Here is a 22567-nt window from a genome sequence, read left to right as displayed (position 1 = left end):
AAATGTCGAACGTTACATTGCGTGGCAACCCGATTACCGTTGGCGGCCAATTTCCCTCCGCAGGCGACAATGCTCCGGCATTCAGTCTGGTGGGTCTGGACCTGGCTGACGTGGATCTGTCCTCGTTTTCCGGCAAGCGCAAGATCCTGAACATCTTCCCCAGCGTGGACACCCCGACCTGCGCCACCTCGGTGCGTACCTTCAACAGCAAGGCCAGCAACCTGCCCAACACCGTGGTGCTGTGCATCTCGGCGGATCTGCCCTTTGCCCAGAAGCGTTTCTGCGCCGCTGAAGGCCTGGAGAATGTGATCAACCTGTCGACTCTGCGCGGCGGCGAGTTCATCCGCAACTACGGCGTCGCCATCGAAAATGGCCCCATGGCTGGCCTGGCCGCGCGTGCGGTTGTCGTGCTGGATGAAAACGACAAGGTGCTGCACAGCGAGCTGGTATCCGAGATCGGCGACGAGCCGAATTACGACGCAGCACTGGCCGTCCTGGCCTGATCTGTGTGCTGGCCGGCTTCGCCCGTGCGGCGAACCGGCCGGTATCGGCGAATACCCGTCAGGCGCCTAACGCCCCTTGATCGGAATCGCCTTGATTGAGCTGGCTCGCTGATCGTCCAGCGAATCGTAGTAACTGTCCTGGGTCGTGGACAGGCTTTCATGGCGTAGATCTGCCTGCAGATCCTTCATGTCCCTGAACGGCGCATCCAGCGTTGCCGACGTATGCCGCAGCCAGTGCAGACTCGCCGCACGCAAGGCATCGCAATCCTCCTGCAGACCTTCGGCAATCATGCGCGCACACGCCGCATCGAATACCATCTGTACCAATTCCCGTATCCGCCGCCCCGATAGCCCTGTGCGGCCATCCAGCGCCGACAGCAGTGGTGTTTGTTCGCCAGGGTAGGGCAGGTCAGTCAGCCCCAAAGTACTGCGGTAGCGGACCAGATACGGCAAATAGCTGTCGCGCACGCTCACTTTGGCCGCCTTGTTGCCTTTACCCACCACATGGAACCACCAGTTATCACCCGCTTTCTTGAAACTGCCCATGGTCGGCTGCCAGTTATCCCGCCCAGTCAGATCCGATACCCGCAGGTACATCGAGAACAGCGTGGTGAGAATGAACAAGGTACGCTCATGGAACTCCGGCTCCTGCTCGGCCATCTGTTCCGCGGTTTCGATCACGAACTCCCATTGCAGTTGGGTCAACGAGCGGCTGGTCACCTGGGAGACAACGCTCTGCTTGTAGCGGGATTTCTGTTTGACCGCCCGAAACGGATTGGCATCGGTGTAATCCTCATCGATGCAGAATTGATAAAAACTGCCGCACACGGTGAATACCTGGGCAATGGTGGTCTGCGACATCTGATAGGCCTGGATCTCCGGCATGCCAGACTCGATTTCATCAGCCAGTTTGCGCGTTGCCTTGCTCACCGTGTAGTTGAATGGGCGCCAATCGGGATTGAGCACAAAGATATCCGAATCGGCTTTCTTGCGACCACCAATACGTATAAAGCGCGACTTGGTCACCGGACCGACCCAGTTATCGGGCGGGTTGAGGCAGAATTCCAGAAAGGCTTCGGCATCCTGGCGGCGTAGATGCAAGATAGGCTTCTTGCACACCAGCAACGACCACAGCAGCAGACGCTCGACATGGGTGCGGTAGCTGTTGAACGTGGCCTGATTGGCGGCATAGGATTTCAGGAACAGCTTGACCACGGAATAACCATCCATGGCCTCGGTGGGATTGGCGAATCTCTCGAAGGCAGCAAGAACAGCGGGCAGTTCGCCGTCCAGATTATGCCGGGTAAGAAACTGGAAGTTCTTGTAGGTATCGAACAAGGGAACCGGTTGGGACATAAGGCGAATGATCCAGAAACCAAAGACAGAACGGCGCGGCCAGTGAGATTACCACATATGCAATATCCGATAATGGCTAATATCGGAAATAGGATGCAGCCGGAATGGCGGTTCCCGTCTGGGTTCGCATAACCTATATTATGTTAAATAAGATATGTATCTAGAAGAGTCCTTACGATTTGCGTATTGCAGTCAGGCATATCCGCAGTCAACTGCCCCCCTCCGTTCTCAGCCTGAAAACCATGCACTGCGTGAGGACGCCCGCCAACTACGCCTGCAAACGGAACACCATCGAATTCCAGGCTGCGCAGCATTGCACCCAAACGTACATGAAAATGAAATGACCAGCAGCGATCATCGGCAAGCATCACCCAGCTGATAGTACAGGATGTACCATGTCTCGTTTTACTCGTCGTGACTTTCTGCGTCTTTCTCTGGCGACCGTGGGCACCGTCGCCATTTCCACAGGGCTGCAAGGCTGCCTCAGCAGTAGCAGCAATAGTCGAGCCGATGAGCAGGCTCGGCAGGCCGCCTTTCTGCATGGTGTTGCCAGTGGCGACCCGCTTCAGGACCGGATCATGATCTGGACCAAGGTCACTCTTCAAGATACTGATCAGCGCGATATAGAGATCAGCTGGGAAGTTGCCAGTGACGCCGAGTTCACCGACTTGCTGCATGACGGGAGCTTCACCACTGGCGCCGAGCGTGACTTCACCCTCAAGGTCGACGTGCTCAACCTGCTGCCGGGTCAATCCTATTACTACCGTTTCCATTGCGCGGGAGCCACCTCGCCTACCGGCAGCATGCGTACCCTGCCCGCAGCCAGGGTTGATCAGGTGCGTCTGGCCGTCTTGTCCTGCTCCAATTTCCCCGCTGGCTATTTCCATGTGTACGCCGAAGCGGCCAAGGTCGAGCAGCTAGACGCTGTGATACATCTGGGCGACTACATTTATGAATATGGGGCTGGTGGTTATGCCAGCGAAGATGCTCAGGCCCTTGGTCGTCAACTGCCTGCAGACAATGCGGGCGAACTCCTGACCTTGACGGATTATCGACGCCGCTATGCGCTGTATCGCACCGATCCTGATCTGCAGCGTCTGCATGCCAGCGTACCGTGGATTCTGGTCTGGGATGACCATGAAGTAGCCAACGATGCCTGGCGCGAGGGTGCGGAAAACCACAACGAGGGTGACGGCGACTTCGCTGAGCGCAAGCTGGCGGCGCTGCAGGCCTACTTCGAATGGCAGCCGATACGCCCGGCCTCCGAGCATGACGAGGAAACCCTGTACCGGCGCTTCGACTTTGCCGACCTGGTCAGCCTGCATATGCTCGATACCCGCATCATTGGGCGCGATGAACAGCTCGACTTCACCAATTATCTGACTGCCGGCGGCATGGACGGCACGCGCCTGGCGGCGGATCTGGCCGACCCTGACCGAACCATGCTGGGTTTGCAGCAACTGGATTGGCTGCAAACCCAACTGGCCACCTCGACCGCCACCTGGCAGGTACTCGGTCAGCAGGTGCTGATGGGCCGCATGCTGGTGCCTGCGGAAATGCTGGCAGCGATACTCGCCACCATGACCGATCCGGGATCCACCGACATAACAGCCCTGCTGACCGAGCTGGTCACCCTCAAAGTGCGTCAGCAGAACAATGATCCTACGCTGACGCCCCAGGAGCTTGCTCGGATCACGACGTTGATCCCTTATAACCTGGATGCCTGGGATGGCTATGCCTACGAGCGCGAAGTCCTTCTGGAAACCTGTGCCAACCTGAACAAGAACCTCGTGGTGCTGGCCGGCGACACGCACAACGCCTGGGCCAGTGACCTCAAGACGGTTGACGGCAAGCAGGTAGGTGTCGAACTCGCCACCGCGTCGGTGAGTTCACCGGGGCTGGAAGCCTATCTGGACTTGCCACCTGAAATGATCCAGCCAGCTGAACAAGCCATCACCATGCTGGTCGACGATCTGCATTACCTCAACGTCAATCAGCGCGGTTTCATGGTTGTCACCTTGACGCAGGAACAGGCCCGCGCCGATTGGCACTTCGTCGATACGATCAAACAGACTGACTATCGAATGGATACCAGCCGCAGCCACTCATTGCAAACCCTGCCCGGTGCCGGACAACGACATTTGCAGGCACTGCGCTAACATTGCTTGGCTGCTGTCGTCGTGCCTCGATGTCACCGCTGTGTAACGTAGAGCAATGTATGATCGCTGGCACCAAAGGATTGGTAGCTATTTAAGGATGAGTGCTTGCTGAAGGATTAGTACGCTGAAGGACCAGCACTCCCCATCAAAAGCCCGGCAAAAATGCCGGGCTTTTGTTTCCAGGCTTTAGAAGCCGAACGGCGTAGCAATTACGATCACCGCCTCTTGTCGCACGATACCTGTGTCGTCTGGCTACAAAGTAAAGACCCTCTGCGCTATAGTGCGTGCCCTTCATGATCTGAAGAAATCACTGCGGCTTTCCTACTTCCATTTCTCGATTAAGTCCTGCTCCGTGTCCGCTCAGCTATCCAATATCCTTGCTGCAATCCTGCCCATCCTACTGTCCCTGCTGGTCGGTTATCTGGTGGGTAAACGCTTGCCCAAGCCCGTTGTGAAACCTCTGCTGCGCGGCATCACTCCCGTGGTCTGGATTATCCTCTTCGTGATCGGCCTGGATTCGGGCGCGACCTTCAGCAGTCTTGCCTCGGGCATGGAGGTATTGAAGCAGTCGGCGCTCTACGCCTTTACCATCAGCGCCGTGGTATTTGCCTGCCTCATGCCGCTGAATCGGCCCGGCACCGCGCAAGAAGACAGCCCCGGCGGCTGGCTGGGACTCTGGCATCCGGTCAAGGAATGTCTGATCGCCTTCGGCCTGGTTCTGCTTGGCGCTTTTGCCTGGCGCCTGCAATGGCATGACAACGGCATTGGTGCTGTGCTGATCAATATTTCCGGGTGGCTCTATGCCCTGCTGTTCCTGATCGGCCTGGATCTGGCCCAGGTTGTCATCAGCCGCTCCTGGTTGGCCCCGCGGGTGCTGAAAATCCCGCTGGTGGTGATGCTTGCCTCCATGTTGGCCGGTGTGCTGCTGAGCTGGATCACAGGTGAGCGACTGGCCGTGGCCCTGGCCCTGAGCACCGGCTTTGGCTGGTTCAGCCTGTCTGGCGCTCTGGCTGGACAATATCTGGGAGAAGCTTACGGCAGCGTCGCCCTACTAACCGATCTGATGCGCGAGCTGATTGGCCTGACGGTGGTGTTCATGTTGGGACGTAATTTTGCCAATAGCAGCATTGGCGTCTGCGGCGCAACGGCCATGGACACCACCCTGCCCTTTGTGCGCCAGGCCTGCCATTACGAATATGTGCCCACCGCTATCATCAGTGGCCTGATCCTGACCATTGCCGCGCCCTTCTTCATGCTGTTCTTCCTCAGCTTTGTCTGACGACAGCAGCCGGCTCCAAAGGGCCCGGCAAAATGGCGCCCTTTGTTGATAGACTGTAGGCCCGGCAGGCAGAGGATATGTGACTGCTGCCAATGGACTGCTGATGAGAGGAAAGACATGTCTGTGCAACCACCCATGTACGGTACCCAGGACGCCTCCTACCAGGCCGCTGGCGGCATCGATGGTTTGCGCCGGCTGGTGGATGACTTCTACCGGATCATGGATACCTGGGAGCCCGCCCGTACTATCCGTGCCATGCATGCTGAAGACCTGACCACTGCACGGGACAAGCTCGCCTGCTTTCTCAGCGGTTGGCTCGGTGGCCCCAAGCTGTTCCAGGAGCGCTACGGGCAAATCAGCATTCCCATATTCCATACTACCTGGCCGATCGGTGAAGCTGAACGGGACGCGTGGCTGGGCTGCATGGCGCAGGCTATCGAGTTGCAGCCCTACACACCTGAATTCAAGGACTACCTGTTGCGCCAGTTGCGGATACCGGCGGAACGTGTGGTCGCCGTGCAACGCACCCACTGACAGATTCAGGGCGCGACGCTCATATCCTTGCTGAACAAGTGCAAACGCCGCGGCTGTTCCAGCCAATCCTGCAGTGTCTCTTGCCACATAGCGTGGGAGAGCTGCTCCAGCGCGATGCACTGCTCGTGGATCGTTGCCCCCGGTAACCCCAGACCGCGCGCCCAATGCAGTTCAAGTTGGCCGGATGGCGTAGAGGACTGGGCTCGCAGATGAGTTGCCAACCGCTGCGCCTGGCTTTGGACTTGTTCAAAAGGCAGCCCTGCCAACCGTTCTTGCTCACCTTTTAACCAGGCAGTAATGGCGGTTTCGATCTGTTCGTGGTCATGGGTGGGCGACTGCACCAATAGCATCAGCCCCGGGGTTCCTGCCACTTCATGGTAGCGAGCCACGACCCAGTAGCCGAGTTGCTGCCGAGTGCGCAGCTGATCGAAGAAAGATGCGCTGATGTGCTGTTGCAGCAATTGCCAACAGGCGCGCTCGGATATGCCGCTGGTGCGGGCCTGGCAATACAGGATCTGGGCCCGGTCAGCGTGGTGGCAATCCACCGGAACAGTCCCCGTGCCCTCCTCCACGCTCCTTGCTGCTGGCGGTTGCCAATGAAATGGCTGAGCCACACGGGGACAAAGGCGTTGCAGGCTGGCGGCTATCGGCTCCAGCTGTTCGGGTTGCCAAGGTTGCGGATGCAACCAGACCACCTGGGCGGCCGATGGTTGAGCGGCATCGGCAGCGTCCCGGGGCTGGCTGGTTATTGGGCTCAATAGTACCTCCAGCTCATCAAGCAGACGATAGGCTGGCAGGGCATGGGTGCGCTCGTTCAGACTTTTCTGGTAGCGATGCTCGGCCAGGCGCTGCAGTGACAGATCAGGTGGCTGGGCCAACGCCGCCAGTGTAGCGGCTGCGCCAACCCAGAGGGCCTTGTCCGGACCTTGCAACTCCAGCGAGATCAAACCCGCTTCATCATGCCAGTGCAGGCTGAGACCAGAGGCATTTGCCCAGTTATCCAAAGGCTCGAGCTGGAGGGACCATAAGGCTTTCAGCCTGTCTCGCTGGTGCCGATCCAACTGCCCTTCGGGCCAGCACCAGGCAAAGCGGGTTGTTTCCATGCCCTGCCCCGCTGTGGGCGCTTTCGGGCTTGGGATCATGTGCAAGCCGGGCATGGCGGTTACGCTGCGGCGGCCTATCTCCGGTGGGCTCACAGCCCAGATCGGCCAGCCCGCCTCTGCCAAGGCATTACCGTCGCCTGCGGCTGGTTGCCAGTACAACTGGCTACTGGCGAAGCGGGTATCTGTCCAGGCTGTCCGTTGCGGCAAATTTGTGCTGTCGCTCTGGCTCTGGGCAAGCAGCACGCGCTCTGGCTGAATCTGCTGCAGCAGCCGGTGCCATGCTTGCTCGCATAAATGCGCCCACTGGGCTGTGCTTTCCAGGATCTGCTCCGGGGGCTCGTATAGGGTGCGCTCCGCGAGTGCGGTCAGCCAGCGCAGCGGCTCCCCCTGTGGTCCGTTGAAAAAGGCCTGATCAGCCAACTGCTGGCGGGCATCCTGTGGCCAGTCTGATATCGGTGTTGCCCGCAATGCGGCCAGCCAGGTGAAAAAGCCGCTGAGCAGCGCAGGATAATCACTGGCCGCCACCAAGGGCTCAACCTCAATCCGCAACAGGGTTTGCTGACCGGCATAACGCTGGGTGCGGACATTCAGTTCCGCGGCCAGCCCCTGGGCTCGCAACCAGCCTAGCCCCCCGGCCGGGATGAGCTGGCCAGCCACTCGCATAACCAGCGCAGGGCCTTTGAATCTTCTGCCGAATGGGCGTCATCCAGCGCAAACAGCAAGAGCCATTGTTCCTGCTTGCCGCGGTTCTGCCAGCGCAACAGGCCTGGCAGGCGCTGCGGAGAAAACAGCGGCCCCGTGCTGGCCCTGGACGCCGACTTGCCTATCGGCAGACGAGCATCCAGCTCATTTGCCAGCAGCTCGAGTTGATCCATGGGTAGCGCTGCGTGAAGCAGAAGGCAGCCATTGGCAGCTCGGTAGTGTTTTTCATGAAACTGCCTGAGCGCCTGCGCCAGAGCCGTAGGTTCCAGGTTCAGACTGGCCAGGTTGCCTGCGCTGAAACGGCTCAGGGGATGGCTCGGATTGAACATCTGTCCCAGAGCAGCCTGTTCATGCAGGGCATCATCCGCCAGCCGGGTATGAAACTCGGCATCGATCACCTGCCGCTCCGCGGCAACCGCCTCAGGCGCAAACAAGGGCGCGGCCAGCATATCGGTGAGCTGGGTCAGGCAGGCACCCAGGCCGGCCGGGTTGACGCTGAAATGATAGCGCGTGCGTTCGGCTGCGGTGCTGGCGTTGAAGCGTCCTGACCATTCGCTGACCAACTGCGGGAAGGAACCGGCCTGTGGGTAGCCCGCCGAGCCCATGAACAGCATGTGTTCCAACAAGTGCGCCAGGCCGGGTAGGTCTTCTGGCTCATCATGGCTGCCAACGGCGAACTGGACCACGCAACTGGCGGCATCGGCTGCTGGATCGCTGATCAGCAGGCAGAGCAGTCCGGACGCTGCCCTGCAGAGCTGGTAGCTTCGGCCGTCGTCAGGTAGGCGTGGGGGTTCGAGTATGTGCATGCGTGCTCTTTGATCTTCTGAGAGGCCGTTGGCGTAGCGCGAGTGCGCTACGCCCCGAAGACAATACCGTCCAATTAAACCTATTATTAAATTACAAATACATACGATAGAAACTTAATTCAGTATCGAGAACGTGCTGCAGATTGGCTGGCTGTCGAAAACCATGGCGTTCCTCATCGAATTTGACGTACTGCACCGGTACGCCCTGCTCTTCCAGCGCCGCGACCATCTGTTCGGTCTGCGCCGGCAATACCACCGCATCCTGCAGCCCCTGAAAGAAAATCGTCGGCGTACTGATAGCTGCTGCCTGGATCAGCGGCGAGCGCTCCTGATAGCGGTCGGGCTGGGTGAGCGGATCACCGATCAACCAGTCAATGTAGTCAGCCTCGAACTTGTGGGTAACGGCACGCAGTTGCAGCAGATCACTTACACCATACAGGCTGGCCGCTGCACGAAAACGCCCACTGGCATGGACCAGGCTGTTGAGCGTGGTAAAACCGCCTGCACTCTGGCCGCGGATAAATACCCGTTCGGGATCGATCAGGCCGCGCTGGGTCAGATGGTCGATGGCCGCCAGCACATCCTCGGTATCGGTCACGCCCCAGTTGCCCTGCAGCCGCTGCCGGTAGGCTCGGCCAAAGCCGACACTGCCTCGGTAGTTCAGATCAGCCACGGCAAAACCGCGCTGGGTCCAGAACTGGATGCGGTTATCCAGCGCCGGGTAACAGGCTGAGGTCGGGCCGCCATGGGTAAAGATAACCAGTGGCGGCCGCTCACCGCTTGCCAGCCCTGCCTGGCTGTTGCGCGGCGGATAGAAAAAGCCGTGGGCCAGCTCCTGATGGGCTGTGGGATAGGTCATGGGTTCGGGATGGGAAATATCCTCCGGCAGCAGCCTGTTGGACGCCTGTGCCAGCACACTGACCTCCCCGCTGGCGAGGGAGACGTGCACTACCGCTGCACTGCAATCGCGGGAGCTGGCCAGACAGAACAGTCCGGTGCTGTTGTGGGCCAGCCCCCGAAAGCGGGTGTATCCCTGGGCCAGCTGTTGCTCTTCGCTTCGATCGGCGTGACGCAGAGCCAGGCGACCATAGCCCTGTTCGCTCCAGCTCAATGCCAGCCAGCCATCTGGCAGAGCAAGATAATGCCTGGGGTTGAGTTGCCAGGGCGCTGGGGCGTGGTCGGCTTCGCGCGATGGCAACATGTGCCACTGGTCTGCCGTCTGCCGCCAGGGCCGCCAGTGGCCGGTGCGGTCTGTCAGGGACAACAGCTCATTGCTGTCATCGAATAATGGCTGCTGCAGTGATTCACCCTCGCCCATGCGTTCAACCGCGCCTGGCAGGCCCTGGCTATCCAGGTCGGCCCAGCACAGCGAGCTGCTGGTCCAGGGGAGTTCGGGACGCTGCCATTCGATCCAGGCCAGGCGCTGGCCATCGGGACTGAGACAGGGACTGTTGTAGAAATCCGCGCCCTCGGCAAGCAGTTGTCGGGCGCCCTGCCAGTCGATCGCGACCAGCCGATGGCTCACTACGGTTCCGTCATGCTGCTCTTCAACCGCAACGACACGTCGGCGTAATGGATCGTGAACCAGCCCCCCATAGCGGCAATCGGCGGCGAAAGTGAGTTGTTCGCAGGTCAGACTGTCCAGCGACTGACGATACAGCTGTTGATCGGCTTCGTTAACGAACACCAGACTATCGCCGGCCAGGCAAAGCGCGCCGCCGCCATACTCATAGACCCGGCTCCGCACGCTATAGCCCGGCGGGGTAAGTCGCCGCGTACCGGCCGGCGTCCACTCCACTACGGCATTGAGCCCCTCCTCCGGGAAAAACTCCACCCAGAGCACATGCTGGTCATCACAGGTCAGGTCAGCGTAATCCGTGCCGGCGGCGACGGCATCGGCTGCGGAGAAGCTACTGTGCCAGTGCCCGGCCCGCTCAGCTCTTGCAGATGATTCTGGAGGTGCGTTCATTGCGAAAGGTCAGTGCCTCGATCGGTGGCTGGGGTAGATCGGCCTCGGCGCGGGCGGCAAGGATCTGATGATGGTGTGGTGATTTGCTGCAGACTGGATCGGCCTGGGTGGCGTCCCCAGTCAGCATATAGGCCTGACAGCGGCAGCCGCCGAAGTCCTTTTCCTTTTCGGGGCAGGAGCGACAGGGTTCCTGCATCCAGTCATCGCCCCGATAACGGTTGAAGCCGAAGGAGTCATACCAGATATGCGACAGGCTATGTTCGCTGACATTGGGAAAGGCCACCGGCAGCTGCCGGGCACTGTGGCAAGGCAAGGCGGTGCCATCGGGGGTAATCGTCAGGAAGATGTTGCCCCACCCGTTCATGCAGCCCTTGGGGCGATCTTCATAGTAGTCAGGCATCACCAGAATCAGCTTGCACGGATGGTCTTCGGCCGCCAGCTTGGCCCGATAGCGATTGGTAACCGCTTCAGCGTGGTCCAGCTGCGCCTTGGTGGGCAGCAGGCCGGCGCGATTCAGATGTGCCCAACCGTAATATTGGCAGGTGGCCAACTCGACAAAGTCCGCCTCCAGCGCCAGGCACAGCTCGATGATCTTCTCGATCTGATCGATATTGTGCCGGTGGGTAACGAAGTTCAGCACCATCGGGTAGCCTGCGGCCTTGACCGCCCGGGCCATGGCCAGCTTCTGATCGAAGGCCTTGCGCGAGCCGGCCAGCATGTTGTTGACCTCGCTGTCCGAGGCCTGAAAGCTGATCTGGATATGATCCAGCCCGGCGTCCAGGAACTGATCGATGCGCGCCTGATTCAGCCCCATCCCCGAGGTGATCAGATTGGTGTAATAGCCCATGTCCCGCGCCGCGCTGATCAGTTCGGCCAGGTCATCACGCACCAGCGGCTCACCACCGGAAAACCCCAGCTGGGCCGCACCCAGCGCCCGCGCCTGGCTGAACACCTCAATCCATTGGGCAGTGGTCAGCTCCTGTTTGTGTTCGGCAAATTCCAGCGGGTTGGAGCAATAGGGACACTGCAGCGGGCAGCGGTAAGTCAGCTCGGCCAACAGCCACAACGGCGGTCCCTGTTCGGGTCGGTCTTGCATGTCAGCGGAAAAGGATCCAACGTTGTTCATGGGCTTCCCCCATAAAGGCCAGGACGTCTTCATCCAGTTCGGGTGCAGACGGAAAACAGGCTTGCAGTTCAGCGATGATCTCGTTGATTGAGCGCTGGCCATCGACCCGTTTCAGGGCTTCTGCAGCGCTTTCATTGAGTTTGACCATCCCTTCGGGATAGAGCAGTACATGGCAGTTCTGTACTGGTTCCCATTGCATCCGGTAGCCGGGACGCAACGCCGGCACGGCGGTCGGCTGCGGTATGCTCATAAGCGGATCCCCCGGTGCCAGACCGGCTGGTCGGTGACCGTATGGTATGGTGCGCGGCCCAGTTCATAGGCCATCGACATGGCATCGAGCATGCTCCAGAGCACATCCAGCTTGAACTGGAGAATCTCGAGCATGCGCTGCTGAGCCTCGAGTGTCTGATAATGGTCCAGGGTAATGCGCAGGCCATGCTCCACATCCCGGCGCGCTTCGCCCAGACGGGTGCGGAAGTAGCGATAACCCTGGGCGTCGATCCAGGGATAATGCTGCGGCCAGCTATCCAGCCGCGACTGATGGATCTGTGGGGCAAAGAGTTCGGTCAGCGATGAGCTGGCCGCCTCCTTCCAGTTGGCGCGGCGGGCAAAATTGACATAGGCGTCTACCGCAAACCGCACACCGGGCAGTACATGGCGCTGATCGAGGAGTTCTTCCCGGCTCAGGCCCACGGCTTCGCCCAATTGCAGCCAGGCTTCGATGCCACCGTCACCGTCGGCCGTGCCATCGTGATCGATGATCCGCTGCACCCACTCGCGGCGCGCAGCGGCGTCGTTGCAGTTGGCCATGATGGCTGCGTCCTTGAGCGGGATGTTCACCTGATAGTAGAACCGGTTGGCTACCCAACCGCGGATCTGCTCCGGAGTGGCGCGCCCTTCATGCATGGTGATGTGGAACGGATGATGGATGTGGTAGTACCGGCCCTTGTCACGCAGGGCCTGCTCGAACGCGCGCGGCTCATCGGCTCAGTTGGCACCTTGCTCTCCTTACAGATTGATCAACATCCCATCATGGGCGACTTCGATGCCGTGGCGCGTCAACTCGGCGCGCTCGGCAGAGTCTTCGTCCAGAATCGGATTGGTGTTGTTGATGTGGGTCAATACGCGCCGGCTCTGCGGATAGGCACTGAGTACCTCGATCATCCCACCAGCCCCGCTCTGGGGCAGATGGCCCATCTCGCTGCCGAGCTTGGTCCCTACCCCGGCGTGGAGCATTTCGTCCTCGCGCCAGAGGGTGCCATCCACCAGCAGGCAATCGGCAACGCCCATCGCGTCTCTGACCTGACTGCTGAGCTGCCCCAGGCCAGGCGCATAGAACAGCACCCCGCCGGTATGGGTATCGCGCACCAGTAAACCGATATTGTCACCGGGATGCGGATTGTTACGGTGCGGTGAATATGGCGGCGCGGCGCTGCGCAACGGGATCGGGGTGAAATGCAGGGCCGGACAGGCGGGAACGGTAAGGCCGGCGTCCAACTCTATGCGGTTCCACTGCAGCCCGCCGTTCCAGTGCTCGAGTATGTTGAATAGCGGAAATCCGGTGCTCAGGTCCTGATGAACCATCTCGGTGCACCAAACCTGGTGCGGGCAACCTTCACGCAGGGTCAACAGTCCCGCGGTGTGATCGATCTGGCTGTCCATCAGGATGATTCCGCCAATCGCGGTGTCGCGCGACTGGCGGCCCGGTTGCAGCACTGGCGTCTGTTCCAGTTGTGTGCGGATATCCGGGGAGGCGTTGCACAGAATCCAGTTGCCACTGCCGTCGGACAGGGCAATCGAGGATTGGGTGCGTGAGCGGGCATTGATCTGCCCCTTGCGCAAACCGTCACAATTACGGCAATTGCAGTTCCACTGCGGAAAACCACCGCCCGCAGCGGAGCCTAGAATATGGATCAGCATGATATGGGTCCTGGATGCGGCTGCTTGACCGGTTCAGCATGCAACCGGCCAAACAGCACGCCTGTGCTCAGCGGTTGGCAAAGTACATGGTGACTTCAAAGCCAATGCGCAGATCGGTATAGCTGGGTTTGGTCCACATAATCGAATCCTCCAGTAAGTTGACGATCAGGCCTGCCGACACCTGCCGGCAAACTCGGTTAAGCACTTGAACCCTGACGTGCTACATAGGCAACCCTCCTTACCATAGGAGCCTGGCGGGCCCCTGTCGACCCATACGCCATAGCCAGTCCGGTCCGCTATTGCTCGACAGCAACCGTTTCCAGCCAGGCGCGGATAGCCCAGAGTGCTTCCTGGCTGAGAAAATCAGCCATCTTCGGCATATACACTCGACCGTCACGTACGGCGCCATTGACGACCCTTTCCTTGTACCACTCATCGCCGTAGTCGCCGTTTTCCAGGTAGCGCAGGTCGGGATTGATGCCGCCGGAGATACCATCCAGCCCGTGGCAGGCGGCGCAGTTCTGGTTGTAGGCGGAGGCGCCGATGGTCACGGCGGTGTCATATTGCGGATGGCCTTCACGGTAAGGGTTGGTGTCCAGCCACTCATCGCCGAGATCGCTGAGGCCCTTGGTGTCAACTGCCTGGGGGGTAACATTGCCATGTGCCCATGCCTGGCCGACTGCCAAGGCCAGCCCTATGGTGACCAGTTTCAGTGTCTTCTTGTGGTGTGTCATCCTGCTTACCTCGCGGCCAGGTGATCTGTGTGTGATCACGGATGTTTTTATTCTGTTGTCGGCAAGGATGATAAGAAGGCCCTGTCTTCCCCCCCTATGCTGCTTTGGTTGTCGAGTTCTGCTCCCTTGGTAGTAGTTCATGGGCAGCCCCGATGTCACAGACGCCATCAGGCGCGGCGCGGTACGGCGCCGGCAGATACCAAGGCAGCAATTTCCTGCTACTGAAGTAGCGGTCCCCCGGTATCCCTCCCAAGGAGCATCCGCAAGGGACTATTTCCCGCCAACTACGGGTTATTTTCCGTTTCGCCCCTTCCTTGCCCTGACCAAGATGTTGGCGTGGACCAGCAACGCTGCCCTCTTCCAACAACAAGGAACACTGCCATGACAACAAAAACACTTCCTGCCCTGAGGCCTGCAGCCCGGGCCGTCAGATACCTGATTCTCTCGGCGGGGCTTGCCCTGAGCGCGTCTCAGGTGGCGGCCAAACCAGTCACCTGGGACGATATCGCCAACGATCACGTCTCCACCCACAACGTACTGATGTACGGCATGGGCAACAACGCCCAGCGTTACAGCCCGCTGAGCCTGGTGAACGACGAGAACGTCTTCAAGCTGACGCCGGCCTGGTCGTTCTCGTTCGGCGATGAGAAGCAGCGCGGGCAGGAGTCCCAGGCGCTGGTGCACGACGGCGTGATCTATGTCACCGGTTCGTATTCGCGGATGTTCGCCCTGGATGCCAAGACCGGGAAGCGTCTGTGGAGCTACTCCCATCGCCTGCCTGATGATATTCGGCCCTGCTGCGACGTGGTCAACCGCGGTGCTGCGATCTATGGCGACAACGTATTCTTCGGCACGCTGGATGCCGGGATCGTGGCGTTGAACAAGGACACCGGCAAGGTGGTCTGGCGGGAGAAGTTCGGTGATCACCGTGCCGGTTACACCATGACCGGGGCACCGACCATCGTCAAGGATCAGAAGACCGGCAAGACGCTGCTGATCCATGGCTCCTCCGGTGACGAGTTCGGCGTGGTCGGCAAGCTGTTTGCCCGTGATCCCGATACTGGCGAGGAAATCTGGATGCGGCCCTTCGTCGAAGGTCACATGGGTCGCCTGAATGGCAAGGACAGCACGCCCACCGGCGACATCAAGGCGCCCTCCTGGCCGGACGACCCGAACTCCCCCACCGGCAAGGTTGAGGCCTGGAGCCAGGGTGGTGGTGCGCCCTGGCAAAGCGCGAGCTTCGACCCGGAAACCAATACCATCATCGTCGGTGCCGGCAACCCCGCGCCGTGGAACGGCTGGGCGCGGACCTCCGAGGACGGCAATCCGGCTGATTACGACAGCCTCTACACCTCCGGCCAGGTCGCGGTGGACCCGAGCACCGGCGAGGTGAAGTGGTTCTACCAGCACACCCCCAACGACGCCTGGGACTTCTCCGGCAACAACGAGCTGGTGTTGTTCGACTACAAGGACTCGTCGGGCAAGACCGTCAAGGCCACCGCCCACGCCGACCGCAACGGCTTCTTCTATGTGGTCGATCGCAACAACGGCAAGCTGACCAACGCCTTCCCGTTCGTTGACGACATCACCTGGGCCAGCCATATCGACCTGGAAACCGGCCGTCCGGTGGAGAACGAAGGCCAGCGCCCACCACGTCTGCAGCCGGGCCAGGAACGCAGCGAATCGGTCGAGGTATCGCCGCCCTTCCTCGGTGGCAAGAATTGGAACCCGATGGCCTACAGCAAGGACACCGGTCTGTTCTATGTTCCCGCCAACCACTGGAAGGAAGACTACTGGACCGAGGAAGTCAGCTACAACAAGGGCTCGGCCTACCTGGGCATGGGTTTCCGCATCAAGCGTCTGTATGACGACCACGTCGGCATCCTGCGGGCGATGAACCCGACCACCGGCAAGGTCGAGTGGGAACACAAGGAACCGCTGCCGCTGTGGGCAGGCGTCCTGGCTACTGCGGGCAACCTGGTGTTCACCGGCACTGGCGATGGCTACTTCAAGGCGTTCGACGCCAAGACCGGCAAGGAGCTGTGGAAATTCCAGACCGGCACAGGGATCATCTCCCCGCCGATCACCTGGGAACAGGATGGCGAGCAGTACATCGGCGTAACCACCGGCTACGGTGGCGCGGTTCCGCTGTGGGGCGGCGACATGGCCGAGCTGACCAAACCGGTCGCCCAGGGTGGCTCCTTCTGGGTCTTCAAACTCCCCTCCTGGACGCAGCAGACCGCCAAGCGCTGAGCACTATCGCGGTAACCAACGTTGCGCCAGGCCCAGCCTGGCGCAACAGCATGAATCACAGACAGAGGTACGGAGCATGAATCCACTGACACCCCGTATGCTGCTGATATCCGGCCTGGCAGCATTCAGTCTGACGCTGCAGGCCCAGGTGGCCGATGTAGCCGAAGAAGATATCGTCACCATCAACGGCTGCGCCCTGGTGCGCGGCACATCCTGCCCCGGCGTAGACTTGCGCCAGGCCGATCTGCGCCACAAAGACTTGAGCAAGGCCGACTTCACCGGGGCCGATCTGCGCGGCGCGGACCTGCGTCACGCCAAGCTGGACCAGGCCAAACTGGATAACGCCCGGCTCGATGGCGCCAACTTCAACCGCGCCAGCCTGCAGCAAACGGCCATGCGCGGAGCCAGTGCCATCGGCAGCAGCTTCGTCGCCGTCCAGGCCTGGAACCTGAATGCCCAGGGTGGCGAATTCAAGCAGGCCGACTTCACCGGCGCCAACCTGGAGTTCGCCCGCTTCAGCGCAGCGCACATGCATGACGTGATATTGCGTGCCGCCAATCTGGAGATGGCCTGGCTGCCCAAGGCCGACCTCAAGGGCGCCGACCTGAGCGATGCCAACCTGCAGGAATCGAAAATGAACCACGCCAACCTCGAGTCGGCCACCATGACCGGCACCCGCCTGCATTACGGGACTTACCTGAACATGCACATGACCAACTGCACCGACTGTCCGGTGAACTGGGAAGCCCATCTCGGCTCCCAGGCGCGCTAGGGTCGGTTGACCATCAGCCCGCCTGCCGGCCAACCAGCCCGTGCAGGCGGATCACGCCGGTATCGATGGCCAGGTGGACCAGCTCGGTCAACGAGGTCACCTCAAGCTTCTGTTTCAGGCTGGTCAGGTTATTGGAAATGGTCTTGCTGCTCAGGCACAGGTGGTGGGCCACCTGACGCGGCGCCAGTCCCTTGGCAAGCATGACGAAGATCTCGAATTCGCGCGGAGTCATGCACTCCAGCCGCGGATCGAGCCGGGTTTGATCGCCCGAACAGGCAAGCTGGATGGCCAATTCCTGCTCGATATAGCGATGTCCGGCCAGGCAGCGCTTCACCGCTTCGAGCAATACCTCTTGCCCCGCGCCCTTGGTTATGAAGCCCATGGCGCCGGCGGCCAGCGCCTGGCGCACCAATGGCAACTCATCGTGCATGCTGAAGAACAGAACGCGCAGCAGCGGCCAGCGCTGCAGCAGGCGGCGAGCGGTTTCGATACCACTGATGCCGGGCAGGCTGACCTCCAGGATCACCAGGTCCGGGACCCGCTGCTGGACGGCGCAGAGCGCTTGTTCGCCATCACCGGCTTCGAGGATTGCCGCCTGCGGAAACTGCGCCGTGAGCAGGCTGCGGTAGCCCTGCCTGACAATGAAGTGACCATCCAGTAACAGGATATGCATGCCCTGACCTCCCAGACAATAGCGGCGGCACCGCCAACGTGCTTCCATGCTAAGGCCTGGGCCCTGCACTTGAATGCTACCTTGGTACTTCCTGAGCGCTACTTGTTGGCAGGGTGCGGCAGTTCTTTCCACTGCCATCTACTACTTTGGTTGTATCTTGTGATGCCAATGTACTATTTGAAAGTGCCCCTGCCGCAGGGTGTAATGCCGGACATAATACAAATGCTGCGAGCGTCATGACTGGCAGCCCATAACAAGAAAAATCTGGAGCAGGCCATGCACAAGATATTGATAGCCGACGATCATCCGCTGTTTCGTGAAGCTATCTGCAACGTGATTGCAGCCGGCTTTCCCGGCTCTGAACTGCTGGAAACCTCGGACCTGGACAGCGCGCTGACCATTGCCAGGGAGCACGATGATCTGGACCTGATCCTGCTGGACCTGAACATGCCCGGCATGAACGGGTTGAACGGCCTGATCAGCCTGCGCAACGAGTCGCCCTCGATCCCGGTGGTGATCGTCTCCGCCGAGGAAGACAAGCAGGTAGTACTGCAGGCCATCACCTATGGGGCGGTGGGTTTCATCACCAAATCCTCGCCCAGGGCGCAGATGACCGAGGCCATAGTGCAGATCCTCGCCGGTGACGTCTACCTGCCGTCGGATATCATCCGCTCCAACCGCATCATTACCCGCCGCACTCCCGACGAAGCCCCGTTGTCGCCGGAGCTGCTGTACGCCCTCACCCGCAAGCAGTTGCTGGTCCTGGAGCGCATGGCCAAGGGGGAATCGAACAAGCAGATCGCCTATCACCTGGACATTGCCGAAACCACGGTCAAGGCGCATGTGTCGGCGATTCTCCGCAAACTCAGCGTCAGCAACCGGGTTCAGGCGATTCTTTCCGCCGTCGATGTGGACTTCAGCGCCTATCTCAGACGCTGAAGCGTCACCGCTCTGTGGGTGTCAGCATGTGGCTCATGGCAGCCTTCAGCTTCATCGGCTTGACCGGTTTGTGCATCAGCATGTGCCCCAGCTCCCGTACCTGCTGCTTCAATTCGTTGCTGTAGTTGGCGGTGATCAGTAATACCGGCAGCGGCATGGCACGGCGGACGTTGATCGCCGCGGCAACATCCACCCCATTGACCCCATTGTCCAGGTGGTAGTCGGCGAGCAGCAGATCCGCTGCGGCGCGGAAGCCATCCACCTGACTGGCCAGGTCATCGGCTGACAGCGCCGTGATCACCTGGCACTCCCAATTCTCCAGCAGAGTGCGCATGGCCGCGCAGATGGACGGGTCATTATCCAGCACCCAGATACGCGCGCCGCGCAAGTGCTCGCCAATGCTGGCCGGCATGCTCAGCTGCGTGGCCGCGGCCGGGCCGCGCCTGCCGTAGGGTATCTCGACGGAGAACACCGATCCCCTGCCCTCGACCGAACGCACCTGAATGCAGTGACCAAGCATGCGCGCGACCTTATCGGCGATGGCCAGCCCCAGGCCCAGCCCCTGATCCCGAGCTTGGCTCGCGGGCTGAATGCGCTTGAACTCCTGGAAGATCTCTTCCAGCTTGTCCTGGGCAATGCCCATTCCGGTATCCCAGACTTCGATGCGCAGCCCCCGAGCATGCCGTCGACAACCCAGCAGCACCCGGCCATGCTGCGTATAGCGAACCGCGTTGGTCAGGAAGTTGCGCAGAATACGCGCCAGCAGCTGCACATCGCTGTGCACCACGCATTGGCTGCCGACAAAACGGAACTGCAACTGTTGGCTGGCGCAGACCTGCCGGTACTCGTTGGCCAGGTTGTCCAGCAGGTCAGCGATATTGAAGGAACCGACATCGGGCTTGATCACACCGGCATCGAGCTTGGATATGTCCACCAGGGTGCCAAGCAGGTTCTCGACATCTTCAAGGGACTGGTTGATTTGCCTGGCCAACGCACTACTGGCCGGCGGCACCGGCTGTTCAAGCAGGGCTCCGGTGAACAGCCGCGCCGCATTCAGCGGCTGCAGCAGATCATGGCTGACCGCGGCGAGGAACTTGGTTTTCGACAGATTGGCCTGTTCGGCTTCATGCTTGGCTTCGCGCAAGCGCGCCTCCGCCCTGGCCCGTTCATTGATTTCCTGACGCAGTTGGTCATTGACGCTGGTCAGCTCCCGGGTACGTTCGCGCACCCGTTGTTCCAGATGCTGATAGGCCTGGTGCAAGGCTTCAGCGCTGCGCTGGCGCTCGGTGACATCGCGGATCAACACGAACAGGCCGGTAACCTCACCATCGGGGTTGCGGTTGGGTACATAGGAACGCAGCAGGTAGCGCTCATCCCCCTGGAGGCTGCGTTCGGCAAACTCGAAGCTCACGCTTTCACCCTGGAAGGCCCGTTCGATGTAGGGCTCCAGACGAGCGAATTGCTCCGCGTCATGCACATGAATCATGCTCTGCCCGAGGATGTTGCCGCGTTGCCAGCCGTACCATTCGTCATACATCCGGTTGGTGAACTGATAGCTCAGGTCCTGCTCTACGTAGGCGATCATGGCCGGCAACTGGTCGGTGATCAGGCGTACCCAGCGCTCGCTTTCCAGCAGTGCCTTGGCATACAGGTCACGCTCGGTGATATCGGTGTAGGTATTGACGAAGCCACCGGCCGGCATGGGGTGGCTGCGCATTTCCAGCACCCGGCCATTGTCCAGGCGCTGTTCACGGGTCAGCTCTGGCTGGCCCGCTACGCTGTGGCTGCCGGGCGTGAACAGCTCCAGTTCGCTGTCCTCCAGCACTTCGGCAAAGGGCCGGTGCGGCTGTATCGGGGCCAGCCCGGCCAGCTCCAGGAAGCGGTAGTTCCAGAGCTCCAGCCCGCCCTGCTCGTTGACCACGGCAACGCCCTGGGACAGGCTGTCCACGGTCCGCTGCAGCAGTCGCGTCTTCTGCGCCAGGGCCTGTTCCCGGCGGGCTGTTTCGGAGTTCTTCAGGTCGGTGATGTCTGTATAGAGAATGACCAACCCGCCCTCTCGGGTCGGACGCTCACGGACCTGGACCCAGCGTTTGTTGCGCATACGGTAAAGCATGTGCCCATCGCTGCCGGCTTCCATGTCGATCACCAGGCCGGTTGCGGTCGCCAGGCGCTTGAGCTCCTCCAGTCGCGCCCCCTCACGCACCCGCACCCGGGTGCCATGCCAGAAGCGCGCATAATGACTGTTGAACAGCACCGCACGTTTGTCCTTGTCGAACAGTACCACCCCGTCATTCATGCTTTCGATGGCATCTGCCAGGTGATGCCGGGCGGTTTCCGCCCGCGCCCGCGCCTCGTTGAGCAGCCGGTTGCTGGCTTGCAGCTCGGCCATGGTCTCGTTCAATGCCTGGGTACGCTCGCGTACCTGCTCGGCCAGCTCTACCGAATGCTGGAAAGCTGCGTAACCTTCGGTACGCGGGTTGGCAATCGACTCGACGCGCTCGATGAGCGCCGCGTTGATCCTTCGCAGCTTATTGTTGGCGGCGCGCAGAGCCTGCAGTTCGTCGCGATCGGCCTGCATGCTCGCTTCAGTGCGGGTAGGCAAAAACCACCCCGGTGAAGGTTTGGTTGATGTGCATGCCATTGAACTGCTCGCCGTAGGTATTGAAACCTATCACTGCATTGCTGGCCATGTAGCTGGCCAACTCATCATCATCCCCCAGCAGCTCGGCTTCCAGCCGACGCAACACGCAGTCGCAGGCGATCATGAGTACCGGCTCGCCCAGGCGCTGGCGCAATTGCGCCAGCTGCTGCTGCAGGTCCGGCAGCAATGGTCGCGAGGCCATTGCGGTCAGCACGATGCCGGTATCCACTGCGCAATAGAAGGTCAGGCTGCCATCAGGGTTGACCCGCTGGATGGAGCGCACATAGAACTGATCACGGATACGCACCGCCAGTGCGTTCATCGCGAAGGTGGCGGTACTCAACTGCTCGACAGGCACACCGACCAGCCTCGCGTACTCCTCTGCGGCGGGCTCGGCATTGAGCTCCAGCACGGTCCGGCGCTCGGTATCGGCGGCGGTTACCACCAGTTTTTCAGCCTTCGCCTCTAGGTTATGGGTGGTGAAAACTTCGAAATCGAGCCAAGTATTGACCATCACCACTACCGCCGCCTCGGAGTGGAAGGTGCCCTGGTAATAGACGTAGGTATGCACCGGGTGATCGTCGCCGCCCGCCGATCCGCCAAAATGCGGAATGCTCCCCAGCGTGGCGTTCAGGGTGGCAAGCACCACTTCCTCGCGGCTGGAAAGGCCATCGAGCAGGGTCAGGGCAAAGGTGTGCCCCTTGATCGGAGCCAGTCCCGCGTGACGGCAGTGGTCCAGCATTCGGTCGGCCGCCGCCTGAGCATCCACCAGGCTGAAATCATCCAGTGCACTGATCAAGGTACTGTCGATGGCAAAGGCGCGGCAATCGAACCCCACGGCGCTGATGCAGCCCCGGCCATAACCTTGCGAGGTTATCTCGCCGGCCGTAGTGCACCCGACCAGGACCACACCGCCAAAATGCTGCTCCAACGCCTCCCCCAGCCTGGTGAGCGGGTACTGAGATGAGCAGAAGAACAGCACGAAGCCCAGATGGGGATGGAGCAACTGGCTAGCCAGGCTCTGCGCCGCCAGCTCGGGATCGGCAACATCGGTCATGGCGGTCCGGAAACAATCTGCCAATATCTGCTGCATGGTTA

At 60.6% G+C, this 22567-nt stretch carries 19 protein-coding genes and 1 pseudogene; 7 read left to right on the top strand and 13 right to left on the bottom strand.

What is annotated here, in order from left to right; translation table 11 throughout:
- Window positions 1-2: 2 nt before the first annotated feature.
- The gene (gene tpx / locus QAO71_RS08125; protein ID WP_280165626.1) at window positions 3-503 is read left to right on the top strand and encodes a thiol peroxidase; all 501 of its coding nucleotides are present in this window, start codon (window positions 3-5) and stop codon (window positions 501-503) included.
- A 66-nt stretch (window positions 504-569) separates the two neighbouring features.
- Here the strand turns inward: tpx and QAO71_RS08120 are convergent, their stop codons facing one another.
- Entirely contained in the window at window positions 570-1859 is a 1290-nt protein-coding gene (locus QAO71_RS08120; RefSeq protein ID WP_280165625.1) for a site-specific integrase, read from the bottom strand.
- Window positions 1860-2254: 395 nt separating this feature from the next.
- Between QAO71_RS08120 and QAO71_RS08115 the strand changes: the two genes are divergently transcribed.
- The 3 genes from QAO71_RS08115 to QAO71_RS08105 all read left to right on the top strand — a co-directional run bounded on the left by QAO71_RS08115 (window position 2255) and on the right by QAO71_RS08105 (window position 5831).
- A complete protein-coding gene (locus tag QAO71_RS08115) occupies window positions 2255-4018 on the top strand; it encodes an alkaline phosphatase D family protein (RefSeq protein WP_280165624.1) in 1764 nt (587 codons plus the stop codon).
- Between the two features lie 352 nt (window positions 4019-4370).
- Window positions 4371-5297, top strand: coding sequence for a lysine exporter LysO family protein (locus QAO71_RS08110; RefSeq protein WP_280165623.1), 927 nt, complete (start codon window positions 4371-4373; stop codon window positions 5295-5297).
- A gap of 117 nt (window positions 5298-5414) precedes the next feature.
- Window positions 5415-5831 carry a group II truncated hemoglobin gene (locus tag QAO71_RS08105; protein ID WP_280165622.1) on the top strand — a complete coding sequence of 139 codons (417 nt, stop codon included), beginning with the start codon at window positions 5415-5417 and terminating at the stop codon, window positions 5829-5831.
- A 5-nt stretch (window positions 5832-5836) separates the two neighbouring features.
- On the opposite strand, the gene QAO71_RS08100 is transcribed toward QAO71_RS08105, so the two are convergent.
- The 9 genes and pseudogenes from QAO71_RS08100 to pedF all read right to left on the bottom strand — a co-directional run bounded on the left by QAO71_RS08100 (window position 5837) and on the right by pedF (window position 14191).
- Complete coding sequence (locus QAO71_RS08100) at window positions 5837-7591, bottom strand: hypothetical protein (protein ID WP_280165621.1); 1755 nt, start codon at window positions 7589-7591, stop codon at window positions 5837-5839.
- Window positions 7558-8442, bottom strand: coding sequence for an insulinase family protein (locus QAO71_RS08095; protein ID WP_280165620.1), 885 nt, complete (start codon window positions 8440-8442; stop codon window positions 7558-7560). Before QAO71_RS08095 ends, QAO71_RS08100 begins: the two co-directional genes overlap by 34 nt.
- Window positions 8443-8533: 91 nt before the next feature.
- Window positions 8534-10411: a S9 family peptidase gene (locus QAO71_RS08090; RefSeq protein ID WP_280165619.1), complete on the bottom strand. Its 1878-nt coding sequence runs from the start codon at window positions 10409-10411 to the stop codon at window positions 8534-8536.
- Window positions 10377-11507 carry a pyrroloquinoline quinone biosynthesis protein PqqE gene (pqqE, locus tag QAO71_RS08085; RefSeq protein ID WP_280165667.1) on the bottom strand — a complete coding sequence of 377 codons (1131 nt, stop codon included), beginning with the start codon at window positions 11505-11507 and terminating at the stop codon, window positions 10377-10379. The genes QAO71_RS08090 and pqqE overlap by 35 nt, the downstream gene beginning before the upstream one ends.
- Before the next feature lies 1 nt (window position 11508).
- Window positions 11509-11787: a pyrroloquinoline quinone biosynthesis peptide chaperone PqqD gene (gene pqqD, locus QAO71_RS08080; RefSeq protein ID WP_280165618.1), complete on the bottom strand. Its 279-nt coding sequence runs from the start codon at window positions 11785-11787 to the stop codon at window positions 11509-11511.
- Window positions 11784-12506 (bottom strand): annotated as a pseudogene (gene pqqC / locus QAO71_RS08075) (pyrroloquinoline-quinone synthase PqqC); the annotation flags it as partial. The gene pqqD and the pseudogene pqqC, both read right to left, overlap by 4 nt.
- Window positions 12507-12545: 39 nt before the next feature.
- Window positions 12546-13457 carry a pyrroloquinoline quinone biosynthesis protein PqqB gene (gene pqqB / locus QAO71_RS08070; protein ID WP_280165616.1) on the bottom strand — a complete coding sequence of 304 codons (912 nt, stop codon included), beginning with the start codon at window positions 13455-13457 and terminating at the stop codon, window positions 12546-12548.
- Between the two features lie 67 nt (window positions 13458-13524).
- Complete coding sequence (pqqA, locus tag QAO71_RS08065) at window positions 13525-13596, bottom strand: pyrroloquinoline quinone precursor peptide PqqA (RefSeq protein ID WP_063607997.1); 72 nt, start codon at window positions 13594-13596, stop codon at window positions 13525-13527.
- Window positions 13597-13753: 157 nt separating this feature from the next.
- Window positions 13754-14191 carry a cytochrome c-550 PedF gene (gene pedF, locus QAO71_RS08060; RefSeq protein ID WP_280165615.1) on the bottom strand — a complete coding sequence of 146 codons (438 nt, stop codon included), beginning with the start codon at window positions 14189-14191 and terminating at the stop codon, window positions 13754-13756.
- A 381-nt stretch (window positions 14192-14572) separates the two neighbouring features.
- Here pedF and exaA point away from each other — a divergent pair, with 381 nt between their 5' ends.
- Together exaA and QAO71_RS08050 are read left to right on the top strand one after the other, a co-directional pair.
- Window positions 14573-16444 carry a quinoprotein ethanol dehydrogenase gene (gene exaA / locus QAO71_RS08055; RefSeq protein ID WP_280165614.1) on the top strand — a complete coding sequence of 624 codons (1872 nt, stop codon included), beginning with the start codon at window positions 14573-14575 and terminating at the stop codon, window positions 16442-16444.
- 76 nt (window positions 16445-16520) lie between these two features.
- Window positions 16521-17216 (top strand): pentapeptide repeat-containing protein, encoded by a 696-nt coding sequence (locus QAO71_RS08050; RefSeq protein WP_074781192.1) that lies wholly within the window; start codon window positions 16521-16523, stop codon window positions 17214-17216.
- A gap of 13 nt (window positions 17217-17229) precedes the next feature.
- Here QAO71_RS08050 and QAO71_RS08045 read toward each other — a convergent pair whose 3' ends face one another.
- On the bottom strand, window positions 17230-17889 hold the full coding sequence (locus tag QAO71_RS08045) for a response regulator transcription factor (protein WP_136869432.1): 660 nt from the start codon (window positions 17887-17889) through the stop codon (window positions 17230-17232).
- Window positions 17890-18165: 276 nt separating this feature from the next.
- Here QAO71_RS08045 and QAO71_RS08040 point away from each other — a divergent pair, with 276 nt between their 5' ends.
- Window positions 18166-18828: a response regulator transcription factor gene (locus tag QAO71_RS08040; RefSeq protein WP_036989822.1), complete on the top strand. Its 663-nt coding sequence runs from the start codon at window positions 18166-18168 to the stop codon at window positions 18826-18828.
- A 4-nt stretch (window positions 18829-18832) separates the two neighbouring features.
- On the opposite strand, the gene QAO71_RS08035 is transcribed toward QAO71_RS08040, so the two are convergent.
- Both QAO71_RS08035 and nosP read right to left on the bottom strand, forming a co-directional pair.
- Window positions 18833-21469, bottom strand: coding sequence for a NahK/ErcS family hybrid sensor histidine kinase/response regulator (locus tag QAO71_RS08035; protein WP_074781190.1), 2637 nt, complete (start codon window positions 21467-21469; stop codon window positions 18833-18835).
- On the bottom strand, window positions 21414-22562 hold the full coding sequence (nosP, locus tag QAO71_RS08030; RefSeq protein ID WP_074781189.1) for a nitric oxide-sensing protein NosP: 1149 nt from the start codon (window positions 22560-22562) through the stop codon (window positions 21414-21416). The genes QAO71_RS08035 and nosP overlap by 56 nt, the downstream gene beginning before the upstream one ends.
- Window positions 22563-22567: the final 5 nt, after the last annotated feature.

The organism is Halopseudomonas sp. SMJS2 (assembly GCF_029866945.1).
GTDB classification, from domain to species: domain Bacteria; phylum Pseudomonadota; class Gammaproteobacteria; order Pseudomonadales; family Pseudomonadaceae; genus Halopseudomonas; species Halopseudomonas bauzanensis.
This window is presented reverse-complemented; position numbering and strand designations above follow the sequence as displayed.

Bases quoted from the DNA above. Each gene is read 5' to 3' on its own strand.
- tpx (WP_280165626.1), top strand. From the start codon at position 3: ATGTCGAACGTTACATTGCGTGGCAACCCGATTACCGTTGGCGGCCAA.
- QAO71_RS08120 (WP_280165625.1), bottom strand. From the start codon at position 1,859: ATGTCCCAACCGGTTCCCTTGTTCGATACCTACAAGAACTTCCAGTTT.
- QAO71_RS08115 (WP_280165624.1), top strand. From the start codon at position 2,255: ATGTCTCGTTTTACTCGTCGTGACTTTCTGCGTCTTTCTCTGGCGACC.
- QAO71_RS08105 (WP_280165622.1), top strand. From the start codon at position 5,415: ATGTCTGTGCAACCACCCATGTACGGTACCCAGGACGCCTCCTACCAG.
- QAO71_RS08095 (WP_280165620.1), bottom strand. From the start codon at position 8,442: ATGCACATACTCGAACCCCCACGCCTACCTGACGACGGCCGAAGCTAC.
- QAO71_RS08090 (WP_280165619.1), bottom strand. From the start codon at position 10,411: ATGAACGCACCTCCAGAATCATCTGCAAGAGCTGAGCGGGCCGGGCAC.
- pqqE (WP_280165667.1), bottom strand. From the start codon at position 11,507: ATGCAAGACCGACCCGAACAGGGACCGCCGTTGTGGCTGTTGGCCGAG.
- pqqD (WP_280165618.1), bottom strand. From the start codon at position 11,787: ATGAGCATACCGCAGCCGACCGCCGTGCCGGCGTTGCGTCCCGGCTAC.
- pqqB (WP_280165616.1), bottom strand. From the start codon at position 13,457: ATGCTGATCCATATTCTAGGCTCCGCTGCGGGCGGTGGTTTTCCGCAG.
- pedF (WP_280165615.1), bottom strand. From the start codon at position 14,191: ATGACACACCACAAGAAGACACTGAAACTGGTCACCATAGGGCTGGCC.
- exaA (WP_280165614.1), top strand. From the start codon at position 14,573: ATGACAACAAAAACACTTCCTGCCCTGAGGCCTGCAGCCCGGGCCGTC.
- QAO71_RS08050 (WP_074781192.1), top strand. From the start codon at position 16,521: ATGAATCCACTGACACCCCGTATGCTGCTGATATCCGGCCTGGCAGCA.
- QAO71_RS08045 (WP_136869432.1), bottom strand. From the start codon at position 17,889: ATGCATATCCTGTTACTGGATGGTCACTTCATTGTCAGGCAGGGCTAC.
- QAO71_RS08040 (WP_036989822.1), top strand. From the start codon at position 18,166: ATGCACAAGATATTGATAGCCGACGATCATCCGCTGTTTCGTGAAGCT.
- QAO71_RS08035 (WP_074781190.1), bottom strand. From the start codon at position 21,469: ATGGCATGCACATCAACCAAACCTTCACCGGGGTGGTTTTTGCCTACC.
- nosP (WP_074781189.1), bottom strand. From the start codon at position 22,562: ATGCAGCAGATATTGGCAGATTGTTTCCGGACCGCCATGACCGATGTT.